The following is a 26,700-nucleotide window of genomic DNA, read 5'->3' on the forward strand; positions in this document are numbered from 1 at the left end:
TCACTTTGTTTATATTCTTTTTTTAAAGTCAACATCAGTGAATTTAAATAAAAATGCGGAAAGAAATTTAATTCGGACTTTAGTTATAGGATTAATCATTTAAGAAGTAGTAACTGCTCTTCGAATTTCACCACAGAAACGTTTACTGCTATTCAAAACAAAATTTACTTAGCAAGACCTTTCTTCAACTATTCAGCTTTTATACATATGTTTAACTTTGTCAAAATATCTTTTTTATAAGATATTGACATTTTAATAAGGTACCTTTACTATTTGATAAGGTACCTTATCTTTTTTGAGAAGATAAAATTTTTCATATAGATAAGTGCAGCGCTAAATTAGTAAGGAGGCTTTTATCGTGAATGAAAGAGATAACGAATATTTACACGAGCAAGATTTGATTGATCAATTTTTCAGATTCCAGAGACAGCTGGCAAGATACCAGCGACACTACTTTGTTAATCGAAGAGATGCTGGAGCACTAGGTGATCAGCACCGGGGGCAAGGACGGATATTAAAATTATTAAAATTGCAGCCTAAAACTACACAAAAAGAGCTGTCGTACTTACTGGATATGAGACCTCAGTCAATAGGTGAATTACTTAGTAAGTTAGAAAGAAAAGGTTACATTGTTCGTACGCCATCTGAGAAAGATCGGCGAGTACTTTCCGTTGAGCTAACAGAAGCGGGACTAGAAGCTATCGAGGCTACGGAGGAACAAGACAATAACTCAGGCATCTTTGATGTTCTTTCAGAAGAAGAGCAAGATACTCTTTCACATTTAATGCAAAAGTTAAATACTTATTTAGATGAAGAAATGTTAAAACAAGGTCATGATGAAAATCAAGAATTTCGACGCCATAATGACCTACGAGGATTTGGACCTCACCATAGATTTTTTGGTGGTGATCCAGAGCATGGTCCAAGAAGTTTTGGGCGCGGACCTTGGGGAGACGGTGCTGAATTCAGAACACCGAGATTTAGAAACCGAAATCCCCGAGAGACTAATAGAGATAATAACGAGAAATGATTCACATGCTGTTTAGTGATCATTTCTAATAATTTCACGAGAGGAAACGCAATATGGAAAACATCTCAAATGTTGGAGAACAAGTTTTAAATAATAAAAACAATAAAATACTAGTAATGACTGGATTAATGATTGGAATTATTTTTTCTGAGCTTGATGAAACAGTTGTAAATACAGCCATGCCAACGATTATACGTGATCTTGGCGGATTATCTATGTATGGCTGGGTTGCAGGCATCTATATGCTAGCTCTATCTGCTTTTATGCCTATACTAGGAAAATTAGCCGATTTATTTAGTCGAAAAAAAGTCTACTTCGCTTCTATGGCTTTCTTTATTGGAGGCTCCATTATATGCGGGCTTTCTCATTCAATGATTATGCTTTTAATTGGAAGAGGAATTCAAGGACTTGGCGCGGGTGGCCTCATGCCATTAGCCATGACGATTTCGAGTGATTTGTTCCCTGTTGAACAACGAGCAAAAGTTCAAGCGTTTATGGGACCAGTTATGTTTATCCCTATGCTTTTAGGTCCGCTAATGGGAGGCTTTTTTGTAGATCAAGCAAGCTGGCATTGGATTTTCTTCGTGAATATTCCAGTGGGATTAATAGCAGTCATTTTTTTAGCAAGTGGGTTAAAAGAAGTACATGAAAGAAAAAAAGTAACAATTGATTGGGCAGGAGCTATTCTTCTAGTAGCTGCAATCATTTCGTTATTAATTACGCCTGTTTTAGTCGAGAATGAAGGATATGCGTGGAGCTCCCCGTTCATCATTTCGCTACTATGTGTAGGCGTACTTTTAATTGGATTTTTCATTTGGGTAGAATCAAAAGTGGTTGAACCTATCGTACCGCTGCATCTATTTAAAAATCGTAATATTTTAGTATTATCACTGCTTGTTTTTACTGTAGGCTGTGGATTAATGGGATCATTCTCATCTTTCCCTTACTTTGCACAGAACGTATTAGGCCTTACCCCTACTGAATCTGGGTATTTAACCTTGCCCATGATGGTAGGTGCTGTTGCAACTTCAATCGTTTCTGGGTTTCTATTAACAAAAGTTCGGTACCGCGAATTGTTTGTGATTTCTTTCATTATGCCTGTTATCGGCTTTTATTTATTTTCTAAATTAAATATTAGTACCACTACCCTGCAGGTCATTATTTTCTTTTTTATCACCGGTCTTGGTTTAGGCGTTATGTTCGGTGGAGATAACTTAATTGTTCAAGAATCTGTAGAAAAAGAACACAAAGGAATTGCCTTGGCAACCGTTCCATTGTTTCAGTCTATTGGCGCAACTGTCGGAGTAAGTATGTTTGGGACGCTATTATCTTCCACACTTACGTCAAATCTAAGCAGTTTAGGCGATGAATTGCCTAAAAGTATGGCAAATAACATGAATAGCCTGGCAGCAGGAGGAATTCCAAACGGTCTTACTCCAGAATTATTTATAAAAATCAAAGTTTTATTTATTGAATCGTTTCAGCATATCTATACTTACGCATTTGTACTTACGATCATTGCCTTTGTTTTATGCTTCTTTCTAAAAAAAGAAGTGCTATCTTCAAAATCAGAAGAGTAATAAAAGAGATTCTTGCTTTAGCCAAAGGTGTATTTGTACAACAGTCGTTTCCAAAAATGAAAAAGCCAATTCGAATTGGCTTTTTTTATTAATAGATTAAAAATTTCACTTTAGTTATTTCTGAGTCATATTACCATCAGCTGTACTCTTGATTGTTCTTTCTTTTTTAAATAGATCTATTCGTACTCTCTTTCTTAAAGACTCCTATTAACAGCATAACGATTCCTACTAAAAAGAAAAAAGGGAACAATAACATCATTAATGCAACTCCTGCAAAACCTTCGCATCCCCTTAAATATCTTTTTATTCCATTATTCTTACTCAAACCTAAATCCAATCCCACCGTCTACAATAATGTTTTGACCCGTAACAAAAGATGCGTCATCAGAAAGGAGCCATTTTACTGCTTTTGCGGCTTCAATCGGATCACCAATTCTGCCCAGCGCGTTTAGCTTTTGATAGGATTCATTGAGCTTTGCTTTTTCCTCTGAAGATAGATTTGAAAATCTTTCTTCTAACATAGGCGTACGAAATGCACCTGGGCAAAAAGAGTTAATTCTTATATTTTGATGGCCATATTCTTGAGCAACTGATTTCGTTAAAGCAATCACACCGCTTTTCCCAGCAGCATATACGCCAGTCCCCGCTGAACATAAAATCGCGTCCATTGACGATGTATTCACAATCACACCGCTGTTTTGTTTGGTCATTACCTGCAGCTGATACTTCATACAAAGCCATACACTTTTTAACGTAACGTTTATTAAATGGTCAAAGTCTTCTTCTTTGAATTCATGGGTAGCATTAGAAGCTGCCTCCGTGTTAGCCGCATTATTAAAGCCCACGTCAATTTTTCCAAATGTAGAGTATGTTTGGCTAACAAGGTTTTTAACATCTTGACTATTCGTTACATCGGTTTTGATGAAAATAGATCGAGGAGACCACTTTCTTAATCTAGAAAGAGTTTCTTCTCCTTTTTCACTATTTCTAGAAGCGATCACAACATGCATGCCCTCTTTTGCGAGTAATTCCGCTGTTGCTAAACCAATACCCGACGTTCCACCCGTAATGATCCCTACTTTTTCTTCAAACATATAGTTCTCCCCTTTTGCGTTTAATAAGATCACAACAAATTAAATTTAGCAGCATTAGTCATAAGAGTTATTCAGCTTTGGGTAGATTAATACCTGCTTCGGAACTCTAAAAAGAGAGTGAGACCACAACTAAAGCAATTCAATCTAAAAGTGAGCAAATTGGAGAAAGGAGCTAGTATAGGTCACTTGCTAAACCGCTGTTGATTTCTGTGCAAGACTTCGCTTTTCGCGGGCCGCCGGTGAGCCTCCTCGTCACTTACGTTCCTGCGGGGTCTCACCTATTTCGCTTTTCCCGCGGGAGTCTTCGCCTTGCCCCCCAATCACTAGAAGCACCTACCCACACAAACGAAACCTACGTCCATCACAACAACAAAAAATCCGAACGAATTTGATTCTCCATCAAGAATCTCCATTCATCGTTCAGATTTTTCTTTAACTAAAATACTGTTGTTGCAATCTCTTTTGACTAGCCACTAACTTGATGATAAGAAACAGATAAAGTAGATTTTCGATTCCATAAATAAAAGGCGTATCCGCTTAAAAATAAAAGCAGCATGTAATTAATAAGTAAAGAATCGTTAGCTTCAACAGGGCTTGTAAACTGGAGAAAATTATTTAAGCCGTGAAATACAATCGTCACTCCAATCGATTGACCGTTAACGATCAGCAAAGCCAGTACCAACTCAATAACAAATGCAAATAGAATTTAAAAAATTGTATTTGCTACCGATTGACCGCTTAGCATATTCAAACTGTGCGTAAAGGCAAATAAAAACGATGATAGAAGAACCGCCACTTTATAGCTTTTTGCTAACAGCAGATTAAGGATAAATCCTCTAAATACCATCTCTTCTACAAATGCTATGACTAGAGTTTGGGTAAGCAAAATAAGAACAAGATCAACAATGGAACTTCCGTGTACACCTTTGTTCCCAATGAGGATAATAAGCAAATATAAAAGAAGCGGAGAAAGAAACAGGATTCTTGTTTTAAACGACATGTTTTGTTGAAAGGAGAAAAAATGCGGCCACTTTTTTGTTTTTGTTAGATAAAATGCTATTCCAATCGCCAAAGGGACGATTCCTAAAAACTGAAGATAATGTGTAGTAGGATGCGTCATGCTCACGTATGCACCGTTTACCACAAAACCCTGCCCACGTGACATAATCACTGAACTCCATTTTTTTACCGCCTCTAACAAGCACACTAAGCGCCCAATTGGAAACACTTCCTTCAGACGTTTTGTCTATACACCTACTGGCTAAAGCGTATGCTCCCACTCGAAATAAGCAATAGCTTACTAAACATAAAAAAGATATGGTCATAAAATTTAAATTTAACTCTTTCACCTGGTACACCTCATTATTTTTCTACTATTTCATCGGATGGCTTACGCAGCTTGCTCTTTTATCCTTGTTCGTAAAAATCCTTTTTGATATCTCGCAAAAGTTTTAAGATACCTTTATAAAAACAAGCAATTAGCATTCCAGCGATGTTGGTCACCATCGTGATTGTAAGATTGCCGATAATCAGGCTAAGTAAAGTACCAAGAAACATGATGCCTATTCCGATATAAAAACCTGGGTGAAGCAGTTCATCGTCGTCGTCTTTTTCTTCTTCCCGAATATTTATTCTGCTTTGTAATGCAGCATCACTTTTAATAAATTCATCAATGGTTGTTCCATAGATGTCCCCTAACTTTAAAAGATGCTGAATTTCGGGATAGCCCTGATTATTTTCCCACTTATGTATGTTTTGTACAGATACCCCTACTTGCTTAGCAACCTCTTCTTGAGACATCTTTTGTTCTTCTCTTAGTTTTTGCAACTGATTTCCTAACCTCAATTCATTCACCTCTATGACTATAGCAGCGTGTAAACAAAATTTGCTTGCACTACGTTTTCTCGTCTTCTACAATTCTAACATATTGTGGTAAAAAAGAAAGAAACAGTTAATAAGGCGTATACCAAAACCTAAAACGACAGTAATGAAAAATAGTGAGAATTCTCATGTGTAAAAATGAAAGAATGCACTTTTATCTCCATCCTTTTATTGTTTATACTAAATAGTGGATTGTACGAACATCCACATAAAAAAGGAGGAAACATGACGATGGAAATGCCATTTATTTATATATTGGTTATCGCTCTTATTGGATTCATTATTTGGAGAAGGGTTAAAAGGAGACATAGACCCATTAAAAGGAATGGACTTGGTATATTAGCTCCTATTTTGTTCATATTAATTGCATTTTCCCTTAGTCTAAGTCAGCTGATGCACATACCGGGCCAGCCCTTTCACTTACCTCCCTACTGGGAAATGCTGATTGCTGGTGTATTAGGTGTTATATTTGGACTTATTATGCTTAGCCAAACGGACTATGAAGTAAGAGAAGACGGCTTCATTTACTCAAAGCCAAATAAAAATTTTAAATATGTGATTATTGCTATTATCTTCATAAGAATGGCTTTGAGCCAGTACTTTAAAGGGTTAGATTCGATAGACTTCGCGGTCTTAACAATGACGCTAGCCTTTATATATATTGTTATTTGGAGAGTTGGCAGCTATCTAAAATTCCGTAAATTAAACGGTGATCATTACAGCGTAAATGCTGGGTAATCATCAATACGAATGGTCCTTCTTTCTGCTTGGAAAGAAGGATTTTTTGTCATAGGGAGTAAAAGGCCCGCCTGTTGTGTAAGACAATAAATATGTTGTATAACGCAATATGTGTTTTTTATAACGGTAGTCTATATATAAAAATAAAACAGATTAAATTAAAAATGTACCTGGTCACCCGCTTTTTAATTTACAGGTAGATTATGAAAGGAATCATACTATGACATTTATCAATTCTGTAACAGGCCCAGTCAACGCGTCAGAACTAGGGCTAACGTTAATCCATGAGCATATGCGCGTTCGTTCTGAATCTATTCACGCACAGTTTCCTCATTTATATAATGAGAAACAAGAAATCGCAAAAGCAGTAGAACAAGTAAATCGTGCAAAGAAGCTCGGAGTCAAAACCATCTGTGATCCTACGGTGATGGAACAAGGGCGCGATATTCGTTTTATTGAAAAAATTGCCCGTGAAACGGACACTCAAATCATCGCAGCTACAGGAATTTATACGTATAACTACATCCCTACCCATTTTCAAACTCGTAGCATTGATTACATGGCGGACCTGTTTGTTCGAGATATCGAAGTCGGCATTCAAAACACGTCGATTAAAGCAGGCTTTCTAAAATGCGCTACAGATGCACCTGGCGTAACAGCCGATGTAGAAAAAGTAATGCGTGCCGTCGCACGCGCTCATAAAAAAACGGGCGTGCCGATTATGACCCATTCACATCCGGCAAGCGGCACAGGCTTAAAGCAGCTTGATATCTTACTTGAAGAAGGTGCTAATCCAAATCAAATTCTGATTGGACATACGGGAGATACGGATAACCTTGAATATATTTCAAACATCTTAAAACAAGGAGCTTTTATCGGAATGGACCGCTACGGTTTGACAAGAGAATGTTCAACTGTAAATAGAAATAACACGGTCATTGAGTTAGCCAAACAAGGATACTCAAACCGCATGTTTCTATCACAAGATTACTGCTGTACAATGGACTGGTTTCCAGAAGGCGTAATTGAAGAACGTTTTCCAAAATGGTCAATGAGCTTTGTGTTAGAAGAAGTCGTGCCGGAATTAAAAAGAAAAGGCGTAACCGAACAGCAGATTCAGCATATGCTTTTTGATAACGCCCGCTGCTGGTTTGAAGGAAAGTAATTGGGATATTCTTTTTCATTACTACTAAAACCCCCACTGTCTAAGCCGACCGTGGGGGTTTTTACGCGTATTATTTTATATACTTATATTAACCAGTTTTTCTTAATAGCTTTTGTTTTTCTTGACTCTTTTTCACCATAAAGTGTGCACCCGACAGGCATAATCCAACGGCGATTCCAATTGTCAGGTTTGTAAACACCGTTAATGAAAATGTCGTAAGTAAAACCAATGAATGAAATGATTTTTCTTTTACCACCTTTGAGAACTGTTCTTTTTTACTTATATTCCACGCTACGACCATCAAAACTGGAGCGAGACTGGCAAGCGCTACGTATGAAGCGTACGGAGCGAGCACTAGCAGCACAATCAACACAAAGATAGCATGCGTGATTCCTGCAATTGGAGAGGAAGCACCGTTTTTAATATTGGTAACAGTTCTTGCAATCTCTCCTGCTGCGGGAATACCTGAAAACATCGGCGTTACCATGTTTACGATTCCCTGGCCAATCAGTTCTTTTTTGCTGCTGTGCTTTGATTTTGTCATTTCATCTGCAACGCGAGCTGTCAGTAAAGATTGTAACCCTACAAGTATAGCAATGACAAATGCAGAAGGTAAAAGAGTGACCACCCTCTCCACTGTTATATCTGGAAACGCTGGCGCCGGAAAATGACGAGGTATCTCTCCGTAAATGGAACCAATGGTTTCAAACTGATTGGAAAAGAAAAAAGATGCCAAGCCCGTTGATACAATAATTCCGAGTAAATAAGACATTCCCAGCGACTTAGGCGAAAAGTAAAGAACAATTAAAATCGTAGCTAAGCACAATCCTGCTGTCGCGATACTATAGATGTTGATGAAGTGTAAATTACCAAAGATCTCTTTTATATTCAAATGAAAAAACTGAAATTTGTCAATCGCGTGCAGCCCAAGGAAGTTTGGTATCTGCCCGCTAAAGATAATCAGCGCGATTCCCGACTGAAATCCTATAATAATAGAGGGCGGAAAATACTTGATTAAAGCTCCTACTTTACATAGCGCAAAGATAATGAGGAGAATTCCAGACATAAAGCCGGCAATTAATAAGTTTTCATAGCCATATTGCAACACAATCCCTAATAAAACAGGAACAAATGCACCGGTAGGTCCCGCGATTTGAAACCTACATCCACCTAAAATAGCAATTAGTAAGCCCGCTACAATCGTTGTATAAAGTCCTGTAACAGGCGATATTCCAGAAGCTATCGCAAATCCTAACCCTAAAGGTATAGCTATAATGCCAACAACAATACCCGATAGTATATCTTTCTTCAAATGCTGCAAGGAGTAATTTCGAAAAACCTCTAGATTCATAAGTGTACATCAGCCTCCATTTTAAGTAGTGAGGTTACCCATTCGTATTTTCGTCATACAACCCTATTGAGCTTTCAACCACTCAAAATAAGGTGGGCTACTCGATTACTTTTATTTTAAAGGAGACAACTTACAAAAAAATAAAGAGGAAATTAGAAGTTTCTTAGCAAGTTATTAAAATTTCCTTAAAAATTATTGCTATTTATTCTTTTAGTTATTTTTGATGTATTAAATTTCTTTGTTATTAATCAAGCACGCTAACTAGACCCTATAGTAACTATAGAGTCTATGGGCCAGGCTGCACAGATTTTTAAGATTAAGTAGACTACAAGGACTGCCTCCAGTGGTTTAATTATATCGGAATTCATAGGACGCTTAGTTTCATAAGTCCGATTAATCACAAACTTGAACACTTTAAAATAGTGGTCCCGTTTAGTGCTGACATACCATAAACAAATTACGGGAAACCTAAAAAAACAGAGGCTTTGAATTAATAAGATATATAATACCAATTCCTTTGTAACTTTTTTATTTCTTTAAACTTCAGACCAAAATCGCCGATGAAGGTTTACGGTTGTTTGGGTCATAAACAAAACCTGAGAAATGGCCGAAGAGCCCACTGTTTGTAAAGAAAAGTATGGAAATTGCCTTTCCTTTGGTTTCTACTGCAACCTCAGCTCGACCTCTAGATACGCTCGCATACTCTTTAGGTAAAGCAATTAGTGATGAGCGGTCGGGTTCATTGGGGAAAAAATTGAACGATGGGTAGTTGGCTTCATCCGGTTTCAGGACACCTTTTTATATTTTAGTTGCCACTTCTTCCCTCTTCTGCTGATGAATTATCACATATCCTTTTCCTTCTTTTCTTCTTATTAAACAAGTTTAACCAAATAGTCAGCAGCGCCTCCCTAGAACATACGAGTCCTCTTGAAATCATACAAAAATAAAAAAGGCAGGATTTCTCCTGCCTTTTTGCATATGTAATTCCTCTTCACTATGTCAACTCAGCGCTTTTAGCGAGCATAAAAGCAGAGATACTAAACAAAACAATCAATAAAGAAGCGGCATGTAACAGTAAAAAAAGAAACTTTTGACCGCCTTTAATGAAGAGCGAATAAATCATTCCTAGGATTGTTACTAAGATTAAAAGTGCTGCTGCTATTTTAATTACTATAGCAAAGAAAGCTCCGGCAAATACAATTGACGGAATAAAAGATGCTACAATAATGATATACAAAATCAGTGTAGCAATAAAAGCGGTTTTTGATACGTTTGAAGCCCGTTTAAACAAATTCCTCATATAATCTCCTTTCTCATTTTAAAACTGCATCTTTTACTATAATACATGTGCTTAGAGGACACAATTAACTTTTGTGAAAATCCCCATAAGTTAAGCTTTATCGCCAATGATATCGGTTATATTTTTAAGGTCTTGTTTGCTTAGTTTATCAAATTTTGTGGCTGTTTTTTTGTTTGAATTATTTGTTGATAAATAGCCTTGAGGAATGCTTTGTAGTCTTTACTTCAAAATCAATTCACACTAAAATTCTCTCTTCCGGTAGATAGACAGCGCAATAAAGTAAGAAGCAATATACATTACCATTCCAAAGAGAGTATATAAGATAGGAACATGCAAAGAAGAAGCGATCGGTAAACTTGATGCCGCTAATATCTCGACTAAATAGCCAACAGCTCCTTGTAAAAACATGCTTATGTAGCGTTTGAAAGGTAGCGAGTTTAATAGCAGCATGTGCAAAGAATGCCGTCATAATCGCAAATGACAAATACAGAAAAGCATCTGGTATAAACAATTCTATTTATTCACATCCTTGTGGGTTATTATATCATATTTTCCTTAATTTAGGTTAATTGATTTTATGGTGCAGAATCTGCTATCTCAGTAAATATACTCTACAAAGCTGATTTCTTTATAGGAACGTCAAAGAATAAGTTTCTTTTTGTACATATCATCCTACGTTTAATAAAACGACGCATAGAAAATATACAGAGACACATATAATTCTAAAAATTTCTACTTTTATTAGTAAAAAGGATATTATTCCTTTTTATGGTATAATCAAAAAATATCATTTATAGGGAGCGAATTCGTTGGAAACTAATACAAAACCTCAAGTAAACACCAACTCTATTGTTTCTCTAACTCTAGGTATCGTATCTATTTTCATTCCAATCATCGGGTTTATTACAGGAATTATTGGAATTATCTTCTACAAAAAAGCATCAAATCAAATAGCTGCTACCAATCAAAGCGGTAAAGGACTCGCGATTGCCGGGCTGGTTTGCAGTATAGTAGGCGTGATTTCTCAGCTGTTCTTTGTATTAGGGATTATTACGTTTATGTTTGGCGGAACGACGGTGGACTATGAATAAAACAGGTCAATTAAAACATGTAGGAAAATCGCGGTTTAGATAGAATTATTGAATTTTCTATGTGAAAGAATAAAAGCTTGATTTTCGACTCTCGGAAGATTAAGCTCTTAAAATTCAAACGTTAACTATGACTCATTGTTACTAGACCTATAGCTTTTAGTGTAACTTGCAAAGGAGAATAAAAAATTAAATCTATTGTTGAATCTAGAATAAAAGATATAGTAATTGTTCTACTTACTTTACTACTAGTAATCTCTGTGTTGATTAACTGTTCTAGCTATTTTAATAGTACGGAGATACAAACTTTGACCTCAAAATGTTATGATAACGGCGGAGAAGTCATGGTAGAAATACATAATCCAATTACCAATGACTATTCTTTTGAATGTAAATAAATGAGTTAGACTGCACCTAATTACTCAATAAGCTTTTTTAAAAGAGGGTTAACGATTTAGCCCTCTTTTATACGTTAAAATATAGACGTATCAAGTTAATAACAAAGGTTTGTTTATGAAACTTGTCATATTAGGCATCTGCGTATTTTTCTATGCAGTACTACTGGACTATCTAAAATATAATTATGGTCTTAACCTTACAGGAAAGGTGCTAATCCTGTCCGTTTTAACTGGAATTACGTATAAAATTATTGAGAAAATATATGAGAATCGAGCAGCTACACCAAAGGATGAGGAGTAACATTAAGTCAGCGTACTATTTTAATTGTTTCTGCAGTGTGCTTACTAAAGGTTCTCTAAATGAGAATCTTTTTTAGTATCTCTTATGTATCTGCTATGAAAAAAGATTGCCGATGAAGATAATAAATCCTGTCACTAGAATTAATCCAGCACTAATTACCACCGTTAGAATACTTCTTAGAGCCGATGCCCAATTGTTTATTCCAAAGAACCCTATAATGCCGACGAAAAATAGAATCATTGCTAAACAAAAATTTATATTAAATAACGCTGGGTGATTAAAAGCGATGAAAAAGAACACAACGCACAGTAACGCACACATAAATGACCAAAAGTTGATAATTCGTGCCACTTCAATTAAACTTCCTTTCCCTTTAAACTCTACATATTTAAAACCCTCTTAATTCATTTATTTCAAATCTATTTTTAACCGCTTCAAGAAAAAATCACAAACTTCGGTTTGAATAAACTGCTTCCTCAAACTGCACAATAAATATTCTAGTTCAAATTCCTGATAAAAAATTTTAGTCACATACATTTTTAATTCTTCTAGCGTAGGTGGTTCTGACGCATATAGTTTATCTAACGAAAGGTTAAATTGAGAGAACAGCTGATCATTTTGATAGCATTCGAAGATTTCTCCACCTTTTATTCGGCAGCTAAACACACCTAGTATTTTTAAGAATGCATTGACTTGATTTTCTTCAAATTCATGATCAATCGTGAACATAAAAAAAGGGTGTTCCTCTGCGTTAATCATATGTTTCATCAGACTCATTTGATATTTTAATAGCTTTACTTCTTTTACGACGTCCAACTTCTTCACATCTTTCTTAAAAAAATCATCATACTATAATACTATACTCTGTGAATTTTACCATAATATAGTAGTTACATAAACCGTTCATAGTACTTTTATTTATTTGTAATTAATTGGATAACAAGGTATATTGTTATAAATAGGAAATTACTTTATAAACTGAAAGTGAGGATACATATGGGTTTATTAATAATTGCTGCTATTATCACTTTATCTGTTATCTTGGACTACTTTATTTTTGACTATGATGATAAACACTGGGGCTGGTTAAAAAAAGCTTCTAAACCAGTTAGAAGAAGTGTTATTGGTTGTTACTTGCTTATGTCATTTGTTATTTATTTTGGTTTGAGTCTTCCGTATATTAAGCCTTTTTTATAAATATTAAATACAAGCTGAGTCACTAACAGAAAGACGCCTATATCCAAAGGATATAGGCGTCTTTCTGTTAGTATCACCTCTATAATGCCAATGAGCTTAATAACAGCTGCATTTTCTGTTCTGTTTCTTTCTCTTGGCAAGGTTGATGTTAGCGCTAAAAAATTTAAAGTCAGTTATAAAAATGAACATGCTTTTTTATATTCCAATACGAAATATGCCCAAGCTCTTTTCATTCAGCTGCATATTCTACTAGTACAAGTATCTTTTATGAAAGGAGAGGTTATCTTGAGCGAAAGAAAACAAGAAAAAAGAAATGATGACAATCATAATGATTCGTTTGCTCCCTTTATCAGCCCCAACCCTGTTACCTCATTTAATCCAGTCCAGCGTTATCCTAAAATTGATAAAACAGCTTTCATAAGTCCATTTTGTAGCGTAATAGGAGATGTCAGAATTAAAGATAATGTATATGTAGCTCCTAATGTAAGCATTCGTGCCGATGAAGGAACTCCATTTTATATCGGTTCAAACACAAACCTGCAAGACGGAGTGATTTTACATGGTTTAGTGAACAAACGCTTTCCTGTTGGCGGTAAAGGTTATTCCATTTTTATCGGAAACAAAGTAAGCGTTGCCCACGGTGCTCTTATTCATGGTCCTTGTTATATAGGAAATAACACATTTGTTGGCTTTAAATCGATTGTTTACAACGCAATTGTTGGAGAAGGAACATTTATCGCATATAATGCCGTCGTCACAAATGGTGTACGGATTGCACCAAACCGATTTGTTCCACCCGGAGCTAATATCGATACGCAGGAAAAAGCAAATGCTCTTCGCCGAGTCCCAGCAGATGGCGAAGAATTTGCACGAGACGTACAGCGTGTAAATCAAGAATTTCCCGCTTCTTATCACTTATTATTTGGTTCGCACCGCTGTTCTTGTGGAATGCCCTATGGTCATTAAAAGTAATCCGAACTAATCCTTTGAAAACATTGAGCTCAAAGGATTTTTTTGTTTTTCGAGTAATTAACCCCCTCACTTTACCACTACTACAAATTGTTTATCTTCAAATGTAAACATTTCCCCTAATTCATAGATGTACTTCTTTTTGTCTAATTTGTAATACTTTCCGAAATAGAGCGTTTTTAAGTTAATACTCGTATCTAGACTTGAATCTTTTTCTTCCGCTTCATCGCCGTCCAAGCAAGAATATAATTCAATTTGACAACCCTCTATAAGGTGTTCTTCAATATATGTAAAAAGCTCTCTCATGGATTTAGGGTGCACATCGCAAGATAATTCGTAGATATATGGCAAGGTGAATACATGCTTTATATCGCCGTACCCGCCATTTAAGTAATTGATACTAATACCGTACGCATCTTCTTCTTTTTCATAGATTGTAATCAGCTTTTCTTTCTTTGGATTTCGATTAAAAGGAGAAGCTTCGGATAAAGGCACCAGCGTTTCTTTTGTACCAAAATTTCCTGTAGGCAATTCATAAGGAGAACCTATATAGTGATGTATCGTCATATTCGTCACTTCGCTTTCTCTTTGCTTATAAAATACTATTATTCTATCACTCTTATTAAGATTACATACAAATACAAGAAAAATATGTATAATAAAACCAGGAGGTGACAACTTGAAGAAACTACTACCTTTTTTATTTTTAGCCGCTCTTTATTTGTATGACTCTTCATACAATCATACTGCTTTTTTACATAAACCGGTTGTTTCTGCGTTTTTATATATAGCTGCTATTTTTGCCTGTGCCCTGCTGCTTGTAAATGTAAAAAAAGATAGAGCTGTTTAAGCAAGGAGATTACTATGAGCTATAAAATCGTATTCTTTGACGTGGACGGAACTCTTACTCATCACGAAAACGGGACTATTTCCGCTAAAACTCGAGAGATTGTAAAAAGCTTAAAAGATAAAGGAATAAAAGTTGTTGCCGCAACAGGCAGACCTTTATCTCTCTGTGAAGAAATTAAAGAATTAGGCATAGATACGCTCATTACCGCAAACGGAGCGTTTACTGTACATAATGAAGAAGTCATTTGTAAGCTGTCCATGGACAAGCACGTCGCGCGCGAAGTCTTTGAATATGCAGCCTCGCAAAATCACGGTCTTTCATTTTATACAAAAGAGCTCAGCATGAACGGAATCAAAGATGATAATATTTTAAAAGCCCTGAAGGAAACATTATCGCTCAGTGATTATCCTCAAATGAATGAGCGTATTTATGACGAAGATATTTATTTAATGTGTCTATATGGTGATGATAAAACGGCTGAGCAGTATACGCAGCGATTTCCTCATTTAATGTTTAAAAGATGGCACCCTTTTGTCGTAAGTGTTCTTTAAGAAGAAATTACAAAATCGGTAGCTATCCTGAAGGTCTTAGACTATTTTAACATCGATCAATCCGAGGCTATCGCATTCGGAGACGGAGAAAATGACATCGATATGATAGAATTAGCCGGCCTTGGAATTGCGATGGGGAACGGATCTGATAAGTTAAAAAACGCCGCAGATTTTGTCACGAAGAAATCGGGTGAAGACGGGATTGAGTTTGCCCTTAAAAATTTTGAAGTCCTATAGAAAAGTGGCACGCCTAGATAACTTATCTAAGCGTGCTTTTTTCTTTCCATAAATGTTTCAGGATGTAGCTCCTCCGATTGAATGACAATGGCCGTCATACCGGTTTCACTTCCCGATGTATGCCACTCTCCTTTTTTCCACAGTACTGCTTCTCCACGTTTAATAGATATTCGTTTTTGATTCTCTCCTGTTACCCATCCCTCACCTTCGACTACGATAAATAGCTGAGAGATAGGAGCTTGATGATGCCCTATCGTTCCTTCTCCTTCTATATACATATAACCGATCGTAGCTGGTTCATTTGTTCGTGCCATTTTTACGTAAGTGGCTAAATGCGACTGATATTTTTCTACTTTTTTGCCATGTTCTTTGCTGCATTTATAGATTTTCAATGTGCACCTCTTCTTTGTTCATTACGATTTCTTATTTATTTTTACTGCGTTTAAGATACTCAGGCGGAGACACAGACTCAACAAATAAAGCACCGTCTAGCTGGTCACGCGGTACAAATAAAGTTGGCATAGTACCACTTTCTAAAAAGATCGTTTTAGTAAATATCCATTTGTTGTCTGATTTTTTTTCAAGCTGTGAGAAATCAGTAAATAAGGCCGGTGATTGCACTTGATGCATATAGTCCTCTAGACTTTTTTTAGGCGGCTTCTCTATTTTATATGGCTGCCCTGTATCCGTATGTATTTCACCTTCATACATAAATAAGCCTAAGTAATAAGACTGTTTTTTTATTTCATTAGAGACAATCGCTCCTAGAGGTTCAAAGCCTGTAAACGTTTTATATTGTTTGAAAATATGAAGGTTATGTGCCCAGATAATAATCTTTTCATTAGGGTACAGCTCTTGACAAATCCATTCTAAATTTTCCTTCATTCGTTTTTCTCTTAGTTTTTTATACATCCGGTGATTATGGTGAATATGATTGATAAAATACAAACGGTTTTGCAGGCATCGAATAATTATTTTAACTTTACATACAAGCTCTTGATTTTCAAGATGCAAAACGTATTCTTCAAGTAGATAAGCTTCTAAATCTCCTATTACTACGCTTGCTTTTTCTTTAAACTCTGCAAACTCACGTAGCATTTCTGCTGGAACTTTTTTTCTTCTCGATTTATATTGCCCTAGCTGGTAATACCATTTATACACGCCTGCTTCAATGTATTCTATCTTTTCTATCATGTCTTCAGACACTACGGGACTCAGCTGCTGAACGAATTTCACGAAAAGATCACGATTAGAAGAAGGATTAATATCTATTCCTATTAAACTTAAATCTGATTTTTTCATTAGCTGAAACAAAGATAGATTTTCTTTTGTTGCCCATAAAGAATAAACGGCGTTTTTTAAAAAGTCTTCATCTGTAAACTCTTCTTTTAACTCATTAGCGCTGTAGCATTCAGCTAATCCGCTTTCAAATGCCAGTACGGTAAAATTCATTTCTTTATGTAGAAATTCTATTATTTTTGACTTCATCATATTATGTTCTCTTATGTTGTGACCATTTTCCCCTAACCACACAATTCTCTTATCTTTTACGATATGACGGAGAAATTCAAACTCTTGAGGCGTACATTCAGCCGGTTCGCTTAAATGAATTGAGTTTTTAGATAGCCACTCCACAGAGTTTAAATACCTCTCTTTTCCTTTTGAAAAAATCCCCATATTCTATCCTCCTTCACCAAGTTACCTATTACTTCCATTTTACTAAAATACAGCTAACACTTCACTATTTATGTCCAATAGCTGATCAGCAGCAAAAAAACCTTATAGATACTCCTATAAGATCTTGTTTTTCTAAAGTTCTAGATCAACTCATCCCGCTGAGCTTTCTCCAAACGCTCTTTGACTATTTTTTTAAACGCGTGAGGATCATCTACGCGAATGGCAACCTGCTTGTATTTCTTTTTGATTCCCATAAAAAGCGTTGCTTCGATTGGAGATTTTAGTGTTAGTAAAAGATCGGGATGCACAGTTTCAAAATCGCGTGCGATAAATTCAATCGTGGTGCTGGGTATTTTTTGCTCGAGAATGTGAGCGTCTTCTACTATCTCAGCAATGTCTCTAAATGGTATCTCCATACGCTTACCTAAACCAAATGAAATGTATAGATGATCATCATCGACTCGCAAAGGGTTAAGCCTTAATGCTTGAATGTCTCCTAAAAAGAAAACAATGCTATAAATATTAAGGATCAGTAAAACGATTGAAAGAATGATAGACGTATTATGCAGCAGCCAGTGAAGCCCTAATGTTTCAATGATAATCGCATGAATAATCATAATTTGAAACGTAATAAAACTTGAGCGTTTATACAGAGTAAACGTATTCCCTTCATTACTGGGCTGCTTCTTCCACGTTCCAAATGCATAGTAAAACATCAGCATTTCTGAACAAAGGATGTGTAGAAACGTTTGGTTGGGGAACTTTTCGTTTACAGTCCGCGAAAAAGAAAATAAAAGCGGTAAAGAGCTTGATTTGATCCTTCTCAAAATAGGCGGTACGTTTTTAACTAGCATAAACAGCAGCGAAAGTTCAAATAAAATGAGTACTCCTTCTATTCCAACACCGAGCCACATAACCGTCTGAAAAGAAGCCAAGTATTCACTTGGAATGATAAAACGCGCAGCAATAAGGCCTGTAGCCATTAACACAATAAAGTGCTTTAGACTGAACTTACGCTGCCAGGCTAGAAATAAGAGCGGAGCCACAAGACTTAAGTCTAAAATAGAACCTACTACTACTCCGTTGAGATCAGCAGGCAGCGACTGAAGACCAAAAGAAGAGTGGTACAACACGTAATTTGAACTTATGACTAACAGCAGTAAAAAAAGAGCAATAAAAGAAACTGTTTTTTTATGAAGAACCAAACAACCCACCTCACTTTAGTTAGTGAAACACGTAAATTCCTGTTACTTCCATTTTACCAGTGGAGTTGATTTAAGTCACTTTGTAGCGTGACATTATGTTATAAAATCATTTTTTTTACCAATTCTTTTATACAAATAATTTACAATGTAAAAAGAGTTTGACATTTATGGAACTGATGATAAAATAATAAATGTAAAATATTTTTTACATTTATTATAAGGAGGAGTAAGAATGGATTGGGTTAAAATTGTGTATTCATTCATCCTGTTAGTTTGCGGACTTTTGATTTTTGTTACATCATCTTCTCGAAAAGGTGATGAAAGAAAGAAGTTTATCAGCACGAAGGCTCAATCATACGCATTTGTGGTAGTTATAGGTATGCTGATTTTAGAAGTTATAGAGTCAATTTATCGGACTTTTCAAGGAAAAAATTCTTATGACGGCATTGGCATTTCGCCGCTAATATTTCTAACGATGATTTCAGTTGTATATTTGATAACGTTTCTCACGTACAGAAAAAAATACGGTGATTAAATGAAAGATCACAAGTAAGAAATAAAGAAGTTCAGCTCATCTTTCCTGATGAAACGATAAATATAGCCTTACTTTATAATTGGCTTTTAATACAGCCTCTAGATGACATCCGACAGTAGATGAGCTTGTTATAAGTGTTTTATTAACAAGGAATAACTAGACCTCCTACTGAGGTTTTTTTGTGCATGCCTAAACTTTTGTTTTGATATTAAACTGAAAATAAAACATCTCCCGTAACTAAAGTCAGGAGATGATATCATAAACGTTGAGTTCATTAGAATTTGCTTACTCTCTATTCCGCTTCTCAAGTAATTCAACAATTCTATCTTTTTGTTTAACAATCGTTCTTAGCTGTGCTTCTAGTGAACATAAAGTGATAAAAACGGCTATAAATCCTACAGTAGCTAAAAATATAAAGGCTTCTCCCCTTTTTTAAACAATCAACCATATACGCCCTACATCTCAAAAAAGCTATGCCTTTCCACTTTGCCCACTCTAAGCGAAAACGTTTGATACCATTCTTTTTTTCCTTTGTGCTGCGCTGCGCGGTGGGCTGAGTTTTCTTTCCACATTCTTATTGATTCTAAGGAATCCCAGTATGAAACGGTAATACCTAAATCTTGATCTCTAGCACTTTCTATTCCTAAAAAGCCTTTTTGTTTAGATGCAAGCTCCACCATTTTATCTGCCATTATCCCGTAACCCTTCTCTCCTTCTGTTCTTTCAGAAGCGAAAATGACAGCATAATAAGGAGGATCAGGGGTTTTAACAATTCCAGGCATCTTAATTTCCTCCTTTAAAAATCAAATTACAGTAAAAAAGTATAAGTGCATAATTAATTTTTCTATTACCTTTATCTTCTTTTAGTACTATTTTTATAAATTCCATTATTGGATTATTTTTCAACTTTTTAATGGAGGTATACGGGGTATAAATTTTACTGTACAGATGCAGTCCCCCTAAAGGAACAGGTACATTTCTTTCTTACTTACCCTTTTTGGAACTCTCTTTTTTGAGGGTTCTTTTTTTACGCGTTTACTTCTTTCCCATCGGAAGAACAATCTTAAACAATGATCCTCCCGTCTCCTTATTATCGGCCGTGATGCTTCCTCCGTGGTTTTTCACAATGGAATGAGCAATATAAAGACCTAGCCCCAAATTCCCGTGCCCGCTTGTTCTCGACGCATCTTCTCTGTAAAACTTTTTAAACAGCTGTTCTTTGTTGGATAGTGTAAACCCAGGACCCGTATCATGTATTTCAAAGATTACTTCGCTATGATGAATGACGGTATTCCAAGCTATCTCCCCTCGTTCAGGCGTGTACCGAATACAGTTTGTGATGACATTATCTAATACTTGAGAAATGCGCTGAGGATCTCCGTAAAATTGATTTGGTCCGTCTGCTTCACTAATTGAAGATAAAAAGGTAATCTCTTTTTTTTGACATAAAAGCTGAAACTCGTCCGCTTTCTCATGAACAAATGTGTAGATATCAATAGGTTCCCGTTTTACGGTAAAGCCCGGGTTTTCTATGACAGATACTTCTTGCAGCTGATTTAATAGTTGAATCGAACGCTGTGTATTTGTGTAGATCGTATGTAAATATCGATTAAGCCTCTCCGCGTCCTTTTTGCTTCCTTCTATTAAAATTTCGGTGTGACCGTGAATGATTGTAAGAGGCGTTCGTAAATCATGCGCAATCGCAGCCGTCATATCCTTACGGTCTTCTTCTAGCTGCCACTGTTTAGCTAGCGATTGCTTTAATTCTTTTCGCATTTCTTCAAAGGCATGCAGCAGCTGACTTAATTCTTTGGCGTCTTGAGTCACGGACAGCGAAAAATCCAAATTATTATGTTGAATATTCTTTGCGGCTGTCATCAGCTCGTTAAAAGGTCGTTCAATTTTTTTGCTAAATCGTCTTCCAAATAAATAAGCAAACAAATAAAAATAAAGAAACGGACTGGCTAGAGATAAAAACGTTACAAGCGCAACGATCCATTTAATATTTGGGTTAGCCGAAGCCATGTTTAATTGATATCTTAACGCAATGGCCCCGTTTACTTCGTCTTTTGAATCAAAAAGCGGATAGACTTTTATAATATATTTACCTGAATGGATATTTGTATTAACCTGAGAATAAAAATCGCGTTTGCTCTTGGTATATGAAGTGGACATGGAGCCATACACGATTTGTCCTTCTTTATTCATAATTTGATAATCCATGCCTTCTAGCGGAATAACCGATTCTACTTGGTTTTTAGCATCTTTAGAAAGGAGCGCATCTTCTTTTTTCTTAACGAACTGAAGAATATCGGGAATTTGTTTTTCATAATAATTTGCTGGATTCAGTGCTCCGGGCATAAAAAACCAGTTCACTGAGATGACAATTCCCCACGTTAAAAGCGTAGCAAGCAGACTATACAGCAAAATCACATGAAAAGATAAAACAAACTGCGCTTTTAACGTTGCCCGGTTCATCCATTTTTTTATTTTACCCATTTGTAGCCAATGCCCCAAACGGTCGAGATATAAGGTGTTTCGTCACATTTTAATAGTTTTGCTCTAATTTTTTTCACGTGTTCTGTAATCGTAGATGAATCTCCTTCCGCGTCGTAGCCCCAAACTTTTTCATACAGCTGCTCGCGTGTAAACACCTGACCTGGATGAAGAGCGAGAAAATGAATGATCTCAAATTCTCTCGAAGTAAACGGAATTACTTCATTGTTATGTAAAATTTGATAGCCATTTAAATCAATGGTTAACTCTCCAAAATGAAGCCTGCTATAGGAATTGCTGCTAATTCTCTGCTCACGGCGCAGATGGGCATAAATACGGGCTTTTAGTTCTTTCATGCTAAAAGGTTTAACTAAATAATCATCTCCACCGACCAATAGTCCTCTTACTCTGTCCTGCTCCGTTTGCTTTGCGCTTAAAAAGATGATGGGGCATGATATGCTTTTTCGGATTAGTTCACAAAGTGCAAAGCCATCCATGCCTGGCATCATCACATCCAGCACAATTAAATCTGGATTTATTTTTAACTTTTTTAACGCTTCTTGCCCTTCGTAGGCGAACAGCACCTCATACCCTTCATCTTGCAGCGCATCTTTCATAAATGAAATAATGTCTTTTTCATCATCCACTAGTAAAATTGTTTGATTCATCTCCAGCTCACCCTACCCATTCTTTCTTTTTCCATACGAATAGGTTTATTATAAGGCTAATGAGTAAAATTGGAAATAATAGGTTCACTAAAAATTCAGAGTTTGGCCTGCTTAATTCATGAAAAACAGAATCGGTTACGGAGAAAAAGAAGCTTAGTTTATCTGACACATACACACTTCCAATTAAAGCACCAATAGTTGCGACGTAAGATAAAATGGAATTAGGCATAAGAACACTCAGGATACTCCCGATACTAATAACCGCTATAAAGATGCAAAAACAAATGCCGTAAAATTTCAGCGAATATAGTAACGCTCCAACAGTCCCTAAAGTCTGTCCTCCTAAAAACGTTGTTTCATTTACATGAGGCATAACCATTCTTCCAAGGCATGTACCCACTAACCACGTAATACAAAGAATAATAAAAACTAGTAAACATTGAACCGCCCACTTTACAAAAAATAGCTTCACACGATGGTGCGGCCGAATTAGTACCATGCGCAGCGCTCCCGACGTGTACTCACCGTTGAAGCTATCTGCCACAAACATAGGAATGACAATAAACGTAATCGCAAAGGATAGGTCTCGAAGAAGCAGCGGTGCTGAATTTAAAGAATCAATTTTCACGTCGTGGTCTGCATCAAAAAACGAAATGCCTCCCCTTTGAAAAAAGAACCAAATAAAAGCAAGTAACCCTGCGTACACGGCTAATACAGCCGCTGTTTTCTTTCGTTTAAACGTTCGCTCTAATTCACTGATAAAAAGTCCTGTCATCATGTCTTTTCTCCTTTTATAGAAATGATTCTTTTTTTCGAATAGCTACATACGTTAAACCGCTAAAAAACAGCACATAAAAACCTAACACACCGAAATTCCAGCCTACAAACTGCGGTTTTTCTGCCATCATGACTGTGATCCCCTGCCATTGAATCATCGGTACGGAAGTAAAAAACAGCTGTCCAAAAAGCTCTTCACTCATCCACTGCTTAAACCCTGTTAATAAAGTCGGGTACGAAAACGAGATCAGTATAAAAGCAACACCGATTCCAACAGCCGTAGTGGTCGTTTTGCTGATAACAGAGATAAAAAACAGCACACAGCATATCGCAATAGTCGTTAAATAGGCATATCCATAGAATGAAAGATTATATACTAGCGCTTCTTTTATGTTGAAAGCATGACTGTGATAAAACACAAAGTAGGTTTGCGGATGTTCAAACATCAGAAAGCCTATCACATAGCTCATACAAAAATACGTAATAAAAAACAGTAAATTAAACAGCAGAATCACTGCGGCTTTTGCTAGGATGATTTCTTTAAACGAATATGATCGTATCATGACCATTCGCAGCTGTCCTGACCGGTACTCGCCGGTAACAACGAGCGTAATAAAAACTAAGAACATGGCATTAAAAACGGTAAATAACATTTCAGCTAAGCTCAGTACAGGAAAGTTTCCCGCAAACGTATACTGTGGTAAATCGACTGTGAGTGCTCCGTTTTCTTTTTGGAGATAAGATGAAGCAGCTAACAGCACCACCGGCACTAATAGAAAGGTCAGCCACGCCACTTTTCTTTTCCAAAGTCTTTCCCACTCCGCTACTAACAGCTCCTTCATTGTGACACCAGCTCTACAAACGCATCTTCCAGATTTTTACCGGATGCTAACTGGTCTAGAGCGCCGGCCCATATTAGCTCTCCTTCTCTCATCACAACGATTTGATCACATACTCGCTGTAATTCATCCAGCAAATGACTAGAAATCAAAATCGTTTTGTTATAGTCGCGTTTTAACGTAAAAAGCAGCTCGCGCAGTTCACGTACGCCCATTGGATCTAAGCCGTTGGCTGGCTCATCTAGTATCAACAGGTCCGGGTCACCTAAGAGCGCTTGGGCAATTCCGAGCCTCTGCTTCATTCCAAGAGAATACGTTCGAACTTTATCGTTTTCTCTGCCGGTTAATCCCACGATATCAAGCACTTCTTTTACTCTTTGCTGCCTTTGTTGTTTTGTGTGAAATGAATGCAGGCGAGCTAAATTTGTCAGGTTTTCTTTTCCTGTCATATAAGGAAAAAAGATGGGCGATTCTACAATTGCGCCAACGCTTTGCAACGCTTCTTTTCTTTGTGAAAAAATATGTTTGTCATTAATAAAAACTTCTCCTGCGGTTGGTTTAATTAACCCCGTCAATAAACGAATTAAGGTCGTTTTACCAGCTCCGTTTGGTCCTAACAGTCCACATATTTCCCCTTCATTAATTCGAAACGATACTTCTTTTACTAAGTGACGGCGTCTTACCTTTTTCGAAACGCTTTTTACATCTAAAATGATATTTTTCATCTTAAATCCCCCCTACACGTAGTATAGGAGGGATTTATAAAGAATTTATAAAGTTTATAAAAATTGTTGTACAGGTTTTTTAACTACAATATAGGATACCACTGCAAATAAAAGCAAAAACATGGATAAAAACAAATAGCCCGCACCTTCAAAGCCTCTTACTTCTCCATAACCAATATAAAAAAGTACAGCCGCAGTAATAACGGTTAGAATTGAAGGAGCCATTCTAACGACTTTGTTCCATTTCATTTTTCTGAATAGCCAAGTTACAAGGATTACAAGTACACCTGGCACCAGTGCAATCAGTAAAGGACCGCCTATCATCATCGTCTATCAACCTTTCAAGATATCTGTTATTGAGGAGCATGTATAGAGAAATATTTAAGTGCTGTGTTTAGTTTAGTTTTTTATTCCCTTTCCCGTAAATCACAACTGTGTAAGAATCACCTTTCACTTTATTCTTCATTTCTTTTGTTTCAAGAAATTCATCGATAATTCCTTTAAGTTTATCGGCAAATTTCTTATTATCTTCGGAAACGTTTAATGAAGTGTAGATAAATAATTGTGGTTCGGGATGAACAGAATAGCCTACCATCTTGACATGATATTTCTTTTTTCCTAATAAGTCTTCGCCTATATCCGTAACAATAGTTCCCCATCGATTATCTTGATCACGTTTCTTAAGATTTATTTTCTTTATTTTTATTAAAGCATTCTCTGCCTTATTTTCAGCCAGAACAGCATGAATGAGGGCTTTTATTTCTTCTACTCTCTTTTCTGTATTAGGAATTTCCAGCTCTACTCTTGGCGGAGAATTAAAACTAACGTTAGCTATTAAAAAATCATAATGATGCTTCTCTAATTCTGTAGAAATATCAGTTTGAATCTTTTCAATTTTTTTCTCTTGTGCATTCGGTTCCGTATAGACATACGGCTCCATTCTTTCAATTTTAAACGTATAGGCATCATATTGCCTTTTGGACAAAATGTTGGTTGCAATATCAGTTATGTCTCCTCGTACCTTATTAAAATACTTCTCCGACCCTTCTACTGATACAACTAATTCTTTTTTCCCTCCATAATAGGTCTGCCCCACGCTAGCTGTTTTATATCCCTTTTTTTCAAGCTCTTGATATAATACATCGGCTATAGGCTTTTGCTTAAAAAGCTGTCCTACGTAAGGAATTTTAGCAGCCACTTGGGCCATTGCTGGAGAAACAAAAGCTGAACTAATGAATGCACCGCTCAAAAGAAAGAGGGTAACCCCACAATATACAATATTTCTTACCAGATGATTTTGTTTTATAGAAAATAAATTTCTTTTAGACTTTGGTGGTGAAGATTCTAATTGATCAATTGTTTCTAAAAGCCTTTGTTTATGTTTTTGCTTCCTTGTTGGTTTCCAAATCAACTCCTCGTTCAATTTTTCTAGCGAATTGTCATCTATATAAAAATTAAACGGTTTCTTCATATACGTATCCATCCTTTACTAACTGCTTTCTTAAAGCAGGAATTGCCCTGAACTGCGCTGATTTTACTTTACTTTCAGACCAGCCTAAAATAGTCGCTGTATCTTTAACCGAAAAACCTTGAACTTTGCGCAGTAAAATAACTTTACGATGTGAATCTTTGAGCTTTCCTAACGCTTGATACAGTTCTAGAGAACTTTCTTTAAGCTCAATCATTTCTTGAGGTAAACGAGCATGATCCTTTTTCGAAAGAAGAAAGTCTTTTAAAAGACTAGTAGGCTTTTGTTTTCGAAAATAATCAATCGTTACATTATGGGCAATACGAAATAACCACGTCTTTTCACTAGCGTTTTGCTGAAATAAATCATAGGAAAGATAAGCTTTTACAAATGTTTCATGGGTCAAATCTTCAGCTTGCTGATAATCTTTTACGAGCATCAAAATAAATTTTAATAAGGCGTTACTATGTTCGTCATACCAACGCTCAATCTCTTCTTTTTTCGTATTTTCCAATGTTCTGACCATCCTTTTAACTAATATTCGTTACTTAGACGTAATCTATAATAAAAAGTTGTGGTT

General features: G+C 36.2%; 30 protein-coding genes and 1 pseudogene. 10 read left to right on the forward strand and 21 right to left on the reverse strand.

What is annotated here, in order from left to right; all coding sequences use genetic code 11:
- Positions 1-358: 358 nt before the first annotated feature.
- Entirely contained in the window at positions 359-1,030 is a 672-nt protein-coding gene (locus tag BG04_RS01980; RefSeq protein WP_016766587.1) for a MarR family winged helix-turn-helix transcriptional regulator, read from the forward strand.
- A 53-nt stretch (positions 1,031-1,083) separates the two neighbouring features.
- Positions 1,084-2,610 carry an MDR family MFS transporter gene (locus tag BG04_RS01985; RefSeq protein WP_034650242.1) on the forward strand — a complete coding sequence of 509 codons (1,527 nt, stop codon included), beginning with the start codon at positions 1,084-1,086 and terminating at the stop codon, positions 2,608-2,610.
- Between the two features lie 317 nt (positions 2,611-2,927).
- Here the strand turns inward: BG04_RS01985 and BG04_RS01990 are convergent, their stop codons facing one another.
- The 4 genes from BG04_RS01990 to BG04_RS02000 all read right to left on the reverse strand — a co-directional run bounded on the left by BG04_RS01990 (position 2,928) and on the right by BG04_RS02000 (position 5,531).
- On the reverse strand, positions 2,928-3,704 hold the full coding sequence (locus tag BG04_RS01990) for an SDR family NAD(P)-dependent oxidoreductase (RefSeq protein ID WP_034650240.1): 777 nt from the start codon (positions 3,702-3,704) through the stop codon (positions 2,928-2,930).
- A gap of 466 nt (positions 3,705-4,170) precedes the next feature.
- Positions 4,171-4,374, reverse strand: coding sequence for a hypothetical protein (locus tag BG04_RS29030; RefSeq protein WP_051975579.1), 204 nt, complete (start codon positions 4,372-4,374; stop codon positions 4,171-4,173).
- A gap of 36 nt (positions 4,375-4,410) precedes the next feature.
- A complete protein-coding gene (locus BG04_RS01995) occupies positions 4,411-4,869 on the reverse strand; it encodes a CPBP family intramembrane glutamic endopeptidase (protein ID WP_051975578.1) in 459 nt (152 codons plus the stop codon).
- Between the two features lie 242 nt (positions 4,870-5,111).
- Positions 5,112-5,531 (reverse strand): helix-turn-helix domain-containing protein, encoded by a 420-nt coding sequence (locus BG04_RS02000; RefSeq protein ID WP_234943172.1) that lies wholly within the window; start codon positions 5,529-5,531, stop codon positions 5,112-5,114.
- Positions 5,532-5,810: 279 nt separating this feature from the next.
- Here BG04_RS02000 and BG04_RS02005 point away from each other — a divergent pair, with 279 nt between their 5' ends.
- Both BG04_RS02005 and BG04_RS02010 read left to right on the forward strand, forming a co-directional pair.
- Positions 5,811-6,323, forward strand: a complete 513-nt coding sequence (locus BG04_RS02005; RefSeq protein WP_034650237.1) for a CcdC protein domain-containing protein — start codon at positions 5,811-5,813, stop codon at positions 6,321-6,323.
- Between the two features lie 220 nt (positions 6,324-6,543).
- Positions 6,544-7,488 carry a phosphotriesterase family protein gene (locus tag BG04_RS02010; RefSeq protein ID WP_034650235.1) on the forward strand — a complete coding sequence of 315 codons (945 nt, stop codon included), beginning with the start codon at positions 6,544-6,546 and terminating at the stop codon, positions 7,486-7,488.
- An 88-nt stretch (positions 7,489-7,576) separates the two neighbouring features.
- Here the strand turns inward: BG04_RS02010 and BG04_RS02015 are convergent, their stop codons facing one another.
- Together BG04_RS02015 and BG04_RS02020 are read right to left on the reverse strand one after the other, a co-directional pair.
- A complete protein-coding gene (locus BG04_RS02015) occupies positions 7,577-8,839 on the reverse strand; it encodes a SulP family inorganic anion transporter (protein WP_034650233.1) in 1,263 nt (420 codons plus the stop codon).
- Between the two features lie 994 nt (positions 8,840-9,833).
- Positions 9,834-10,139: a hypothetical protein gene (locus BG04_RS02020; protein WP_034650231.1), complete on the reverse strand. Its 306-nt coding sequence runs from the start codon at positions 10,137-10,139 to the stop codon at positions 9,834-9,836.
- Between the two features lie 809 nt (positions 10,140-10,948).
- On the opposite strand from BG04_RS02020, the gene BG04_RS02025 reads away from it, so the two are divergent.
- A complete protein-coding gene (locus BG04_RS02025; RefSeq protein ID WP_034650229.1) occupies positions 10,949-11,230 on the forward strand; it encodes a DUF4190 domain-containing protein in 282 nt (93 codons plus the stop codon).
- A 789-nt stretch (positions 11,231-12,019) separates the two neighbouring features.
- Here BG04_RS02025 and BG04_RS02035 read toward each other — a convergent pair.
- Complete coding sequence (locus tag BG04_RS02035; protein WP_034650228.1) at positions 12,020-12,277, reverse strand: hypothetical protein; 258 nt, start codon at positions 12,275-12,277, stop codon at positions 12,020-12,022.
- Positions 12,278-12,334: 57 nt separating this feature from the next.
- The gene (locus tag BG04_RS02040; protein WP_034650226.1) at positions 12,335-12,742 is read right to left on the reverse strand and encodes a DUF1878 family protein; all 408 of its coding nucleotides are present in this window, start codon (positions 12,740-12,742) and stop codon (positions 12,335-12,337) included.
- Positions 12,743-12,922: 180 nt separating this feature from the next.
- Between BG04_RS02040 and BG04_RS02045 the strand changes: the two genes are divergently transcribed.
- Complete coding sequence (locus BG04_RS02045; RefSeq protein WP_034650223.1) at positions 12,923-13,123, forward strand: hypothetical protein; 201 nt, start codon at positions 12,923-12,925, stop codon at positions 13,121-13,123.
- A gap of 285 nt (positions 13,124-13,408) precedes the next feature.
- On the forward strand, positions 13,409-14,089 hold the full coding sequence (locus BG04_RS02050) for an LbetaH domain-containing protein (protein WP_034655057.1): 681 nt from the start codon (positions 13,409-13,411) through the stop codon (positions 14,087-14,089).
- Positions 14,090-14,161: 72 nt separating this feature from the next.
- Here the strand turns inward: BG04_RS02050 and BG04_RS02055 are convergent, their stop codons facing one another.
- Positions 14,162-14,659 carry a hypothetical protein gene (locus tag BG04_RS02055; protein WP_034655056.1) on the reverse strand — a complete coding sequence of 166 codons (498 nt, stop codon included), beginning with the start codon at positions 14,657-14,659 and terminating at the stop codon, positions 14,162-14,164.
- A gap of 112 nt (positions 14,660-14,771) precedes the next feature.
- Between BG04_RS02055 and BG04_RS30830 the strand changes: the two genes are divergently transcribed.
- Both BG04_RS30830 and BG04_RS02060 read left to right on the forward strand, forming a co-directional pair.
- Entirely contained in the window at positions 14,772-14,942 is a 171-nt protein-coding gene (locus tag BG04_RS30830; RefSeq protein WP_168797081.1) for a hypothetical protein, read from the forward strand.
- Between the two features lie 14 nt (positions 14,943-14,956).
- Positions 14,957-15,730 (forward strand): annotated as a pseudogene (locus tag BG04_RS02060) (Cof-type HAD-IIB family hydrolase).
- A 26-nt stretch (positions 15,731-15,756) separates the two neighbouring features.
- On the opposite strand, the gene BG04_RS02065 reads toward BG04_RS02060, so the two are convergent.
- The 3 genes from BG04_RS02065 to BG04_RS02075 all read right to left on the reverse strand — a co-directional run bounded on the left by BG04_RS02065 (position 15,757) and on the right by BG04_RS02075 (position 18,621).
- On the reverse strand, positions 15,757-16,122 hold the full coding sequence (locus BG04_RS02065; protein WP_034650222.1) for a cupin domain-containing protein: 366 nt from the start codon (positions 16,120-16,122) through the stop codon (positions 15,757-15,759).
- A gap of 31 nt (positions 16,123-16,153) precedes the next feature.
- The gene (locus BG04_RS02070; protein ID WP_034650220.1) at positions 16,154-17,407 is read right to left on the reverse strand and encodes an erythromycin esterase family protein; all 1,254 of its coding nucleotides are present in this window, start codon (positions 17,405-17,407) and stop codon (positions 16,154-16,156) included.
- A 140-nt stretch (positions 17,408-17,547) separates the two neighbouring features.
- Positions 17,548-18,621: a beta-carotene 15,15'-monooxygenase gene (locus tag BG04_RS02075; RefSeq protein ID WP_230586526.1), complete on the reverse strand. Its 1,074-nt coding sequence runs from the start codon at positions 18,619-18,621 to the stop codon at positions 17,548-17,550.
- 223 nt (positions 18,622-18,844) lie between these two features.
- On the opposite strand from BG04_RS02075, the gene BG04_RS02080 reads away from it, so the two are divergent.
- The gene (locus BG04_RS02080) at positions 18,845-19,147 is read left to right on the forward strand and encodes a hypothetical protein (RefSeq protein ID WP_034650216.1); all 303 of its coding nucleotides are present in this window, start codon (positions 18,845-18,847) and stop codon (positions 19,145-19,147) included.
- Between the two features lie 455 nt (positions 19,148-19,602).
- Here BG04_RS02080 and BG04_RS02085 read toward each other — a convergent pair whose 3' ends face one another.
- From BG04_RS02085 to BG04_RS02125, 9 genes are all read right to left on the reverse strand, one after another.
- The gene (locus BG04_RS02085; protein ID WP_034650214.1) at positions 19,603-19,929 is read right to left on the reverse strand and encodes an antibiotic biosynthesis monooxygenase family protein; all 327 of its coding nucleotides are present in this window, start codon (positions 19,927-19,929) and stop codon (positions 19,603-19,605) included.
- A gap of 253 nt (positions 19,930-20,182) precedes the next feature.
- Entirely contained in the window at positions 20,183-21,646 is a 1,464-nt protein-coding gene (locus tag BG04_RS02090) for a sensor histidine kinase (RefSeq protein ID WP_034650212.1), read from the reverse strand.
- Positions 21,634-22,311: a response regulator transcription factor gene (locus BG04_RS02095; RefSeq protein WP_016766561.1), complete on the reverse strand. Its 678-nt coding sequence runs from the start codon at positions 22,309-22,311 to the stop codon at positions 21,634-21,636. Before BG04_RS02095 ends, BG04_RS02090 begins: the two co-directional genes overlap by 13 nt.
- Before the next feature lie 7 nt (positions 22,312-22,318).
- Positions 22,319-23,089: an ABC transporter permease gene (locus BG04_RS02100; RefSeq protein WP_051975577.1), complete on the reverse strand. Its 771-nt coding sequence runs from the start codon at positions 23,087-23,089 to the stop codon at positions 22,319-22,321.
- A 13-nt stretch (positions 23,090-23,102) separates the two neighbouring features.
- On the reverse strand, positions 23,103-23,930 hold the full coding sequence (locus BG04_RS02105; RefSeq protein ID WP_013084151.1) for a DUF2705 family protein: 828 nt from the start codon (positions 23,928-23,930) through the stop codon (positions 23,103-23,105).
- Positions 23,927-24,652 (reverse strand): ABC transporter ATP-binding protein, encoded by a 726-nt coding sequence (locus BG04_RS02110; protein ID WP_034650206.1) that lies wholly within the window; start codon positions 24,650-24,652, stop codon positions 23,927-23,929. Before BG04_RS02110 ends, BG04_RS02105 begins: the two co-directional genes overlap by 4 nt.
- 54 nt (positions 24,653-24,706) lie before the next feature.
- Positions 24,707-24,979, reverse strand: a complete 273-nt coding sequence (locus BG04_RS02115) for a YesK family protein (RefSeq protein WP_034650204.1) — start codon at positions 24,977-24,979, stop codon at positions 24,707-24,709.
- Between the two features lie 67 nt (positions 24,980-25,046).
- Entirely contained in the window at positions 25,047-26,123 is a 1,077-nt protein-coding gene (locus tag BG04_RS02120; protein WP_034650202.1) for a DUF4030 domain-containing protein, read from the reverse strand.
- Positions 26,107-26,634 carry an RNA polymerase sigma factor gene (locus BG04_RS02125; RefSeq protein ID WP_051975576.1) on the reverse strand — a complete coding sequence of 176 codons (528 nt, stop codon included), beginning with the start codon at positions 26,632-26,634 and terminating at the stop codon, positions 26,107-26,109. The genes BG04_RS02120 and BG04_RS02125 overlap by 17 nt, the downstream gene beginning before the upstream one ends.
- Positions 26,635-26,700 lie beyond the last annotated feature (66 nt).

It is taken from the genome of Priestia megaterium NBRC 15308 = ATCC 14581 (assembly GCF_000832985.1).
Taxonomy (GTDB): Bacteria; Bacillota; Bacilli; order Bacillales; family Bacillaceae_H; genus Priestia; species Priestia megaterium.

Excerpts from the sequence above, each read along its gene's own strand:
- BG04_RS01985 (WP_034650242.1), top strand. The coding sequence starts at position 1,084 with ATGGAAAACATCTCAAATGTTGGAGAACAAGTTTTAAATAATAAAAAC.
- BG04_RS01990 (WP_034650240.1), bottom strand. The coding sequence starts at position 3,704 with ATGTTTGAAGAAAAAGTAGGGATCATTACGGGTGGAACGTCGGGTATT.
- BG04_RS01995 (WP_051975578.1), bottom strand. The coding sequence starts at position 4,869 with ATGTCACGTGGGCAGGGTTTTGTGGTAAACGGTGCATACGTGAGCATG.
- BG04_RS02005 (WP_034650237.1), top strand. The coding sequence starts at position 5,811 with ATGACGATGGAAATGCCATTTATTTATATATTGGTTATCGCTCTTATT.
- BG04_RS02010 (WP_034650235.1), top strand. The coding sequence starts at position 6,544 with ATGACATTTATCAATTCTGTAACAGGCCCAGTCAACGCGTCAGAACTA.
- BG04_RS02015 (WP_034650233.1), bottom strand. The coding sequence starts at position 8,839 with ATGAATCTAGAGGTTTTTCGAAATTACTCCTTGCAGCATTTGAAGAAA.
- BG04_RS02020 (WP_034650231.1), bottom strand. The coding sequence starts at position 10,139 with ATGAGGAATTTGTTTAAACGGGCTTCAAACGTATCAAAAACCGCTTTT.
- BG04_RS02045 (WP_034650223.1), top strand. The coding sequence starts at position 12,923 with ATGGGTTTATTAATAATTGCTGCTATTATCACTTTATCTGTTATCTTG.
- BG04_RS02055 (WP_034655056.1), bottom strand. The coding sequence starts at position 14,659 with ATGACGATACATCACTATATAGGTTCTCCTTATGAATTGCCTACAGGA.
- BG04_RS02070 (WP_034650220.1), bottom strand. The coding sequence starts at position 17,407 with ATGGGGATTTTTTCAAAAGGAAAAGAGAGGTATTTAAACTCTGTGGAG.
- BG04_RS02080 (WP_034650216.1), top strand. The coding sequence starts at position 18,845 with ATGGATTGGGTTAAAATTGTGTATTCATTCATCCTGTTAGTTTGCGGA.
- BG04_RS02085 (WP_034650214.1), bottom strand. The coding sequence starts at position 19,929 with ATGCCTGGAATTGTTAAAACCCCTGATCCTCCTTATTATGCTGTCATT.
- BG04_RS02090 (WP_034650212.1), bottom strand. The coding sequence starts at position 21,646 with ATGGGTAAAATAAAAAAATGGATGAACCGGGCAACGTTAAAAGCGCAG.
- BG04_RS02095 (WP_016766561.1), bottom strand. The coding sequence starts at position 22,311 with ATGAATCAAACAATTTTACTAGTGGATGATGAAAAAGACATTATTTCA.
- BG04_RS02100 (WP_051975577.1), bottom strand. The coding sequence starts at position 23,089 with ATGATGACAGGACTTTTTATCAGTGAATTAGAGCGAACGTTTAAACGA.
- BG04_RS02105 (WP_013084151.1), bottom strand. The coding sequence starts at position 23,930 with ATGAAGGAGCTGTTAGTAGCGGAGTGGGAAAGACTTTGGAAAAGAAAA.
- BG04_RS02110 (WP_034650206.1), bottom strand. The coding sequence starts at position 24,652 with ATGAAAAATATCATTTTAGATGTAAAAAGCGTTTCGAAAAAGGTAAGA.
- BG04_RS02115 (WP_034650204.1), bottom strand. The coding sequence starts at position 24,979 with ATGATGATAGGCGGTCCTTTACTGATTGCACTGGTGCCAGGTGTACTT.
- BG04_RS02120 (WP_034650202.1), bottom strand. The coding sequence starts at position 26,123 with ATGAAGAAACCGTTTAATTTTTATATAGATGACAATTCGCTAGAAAAA.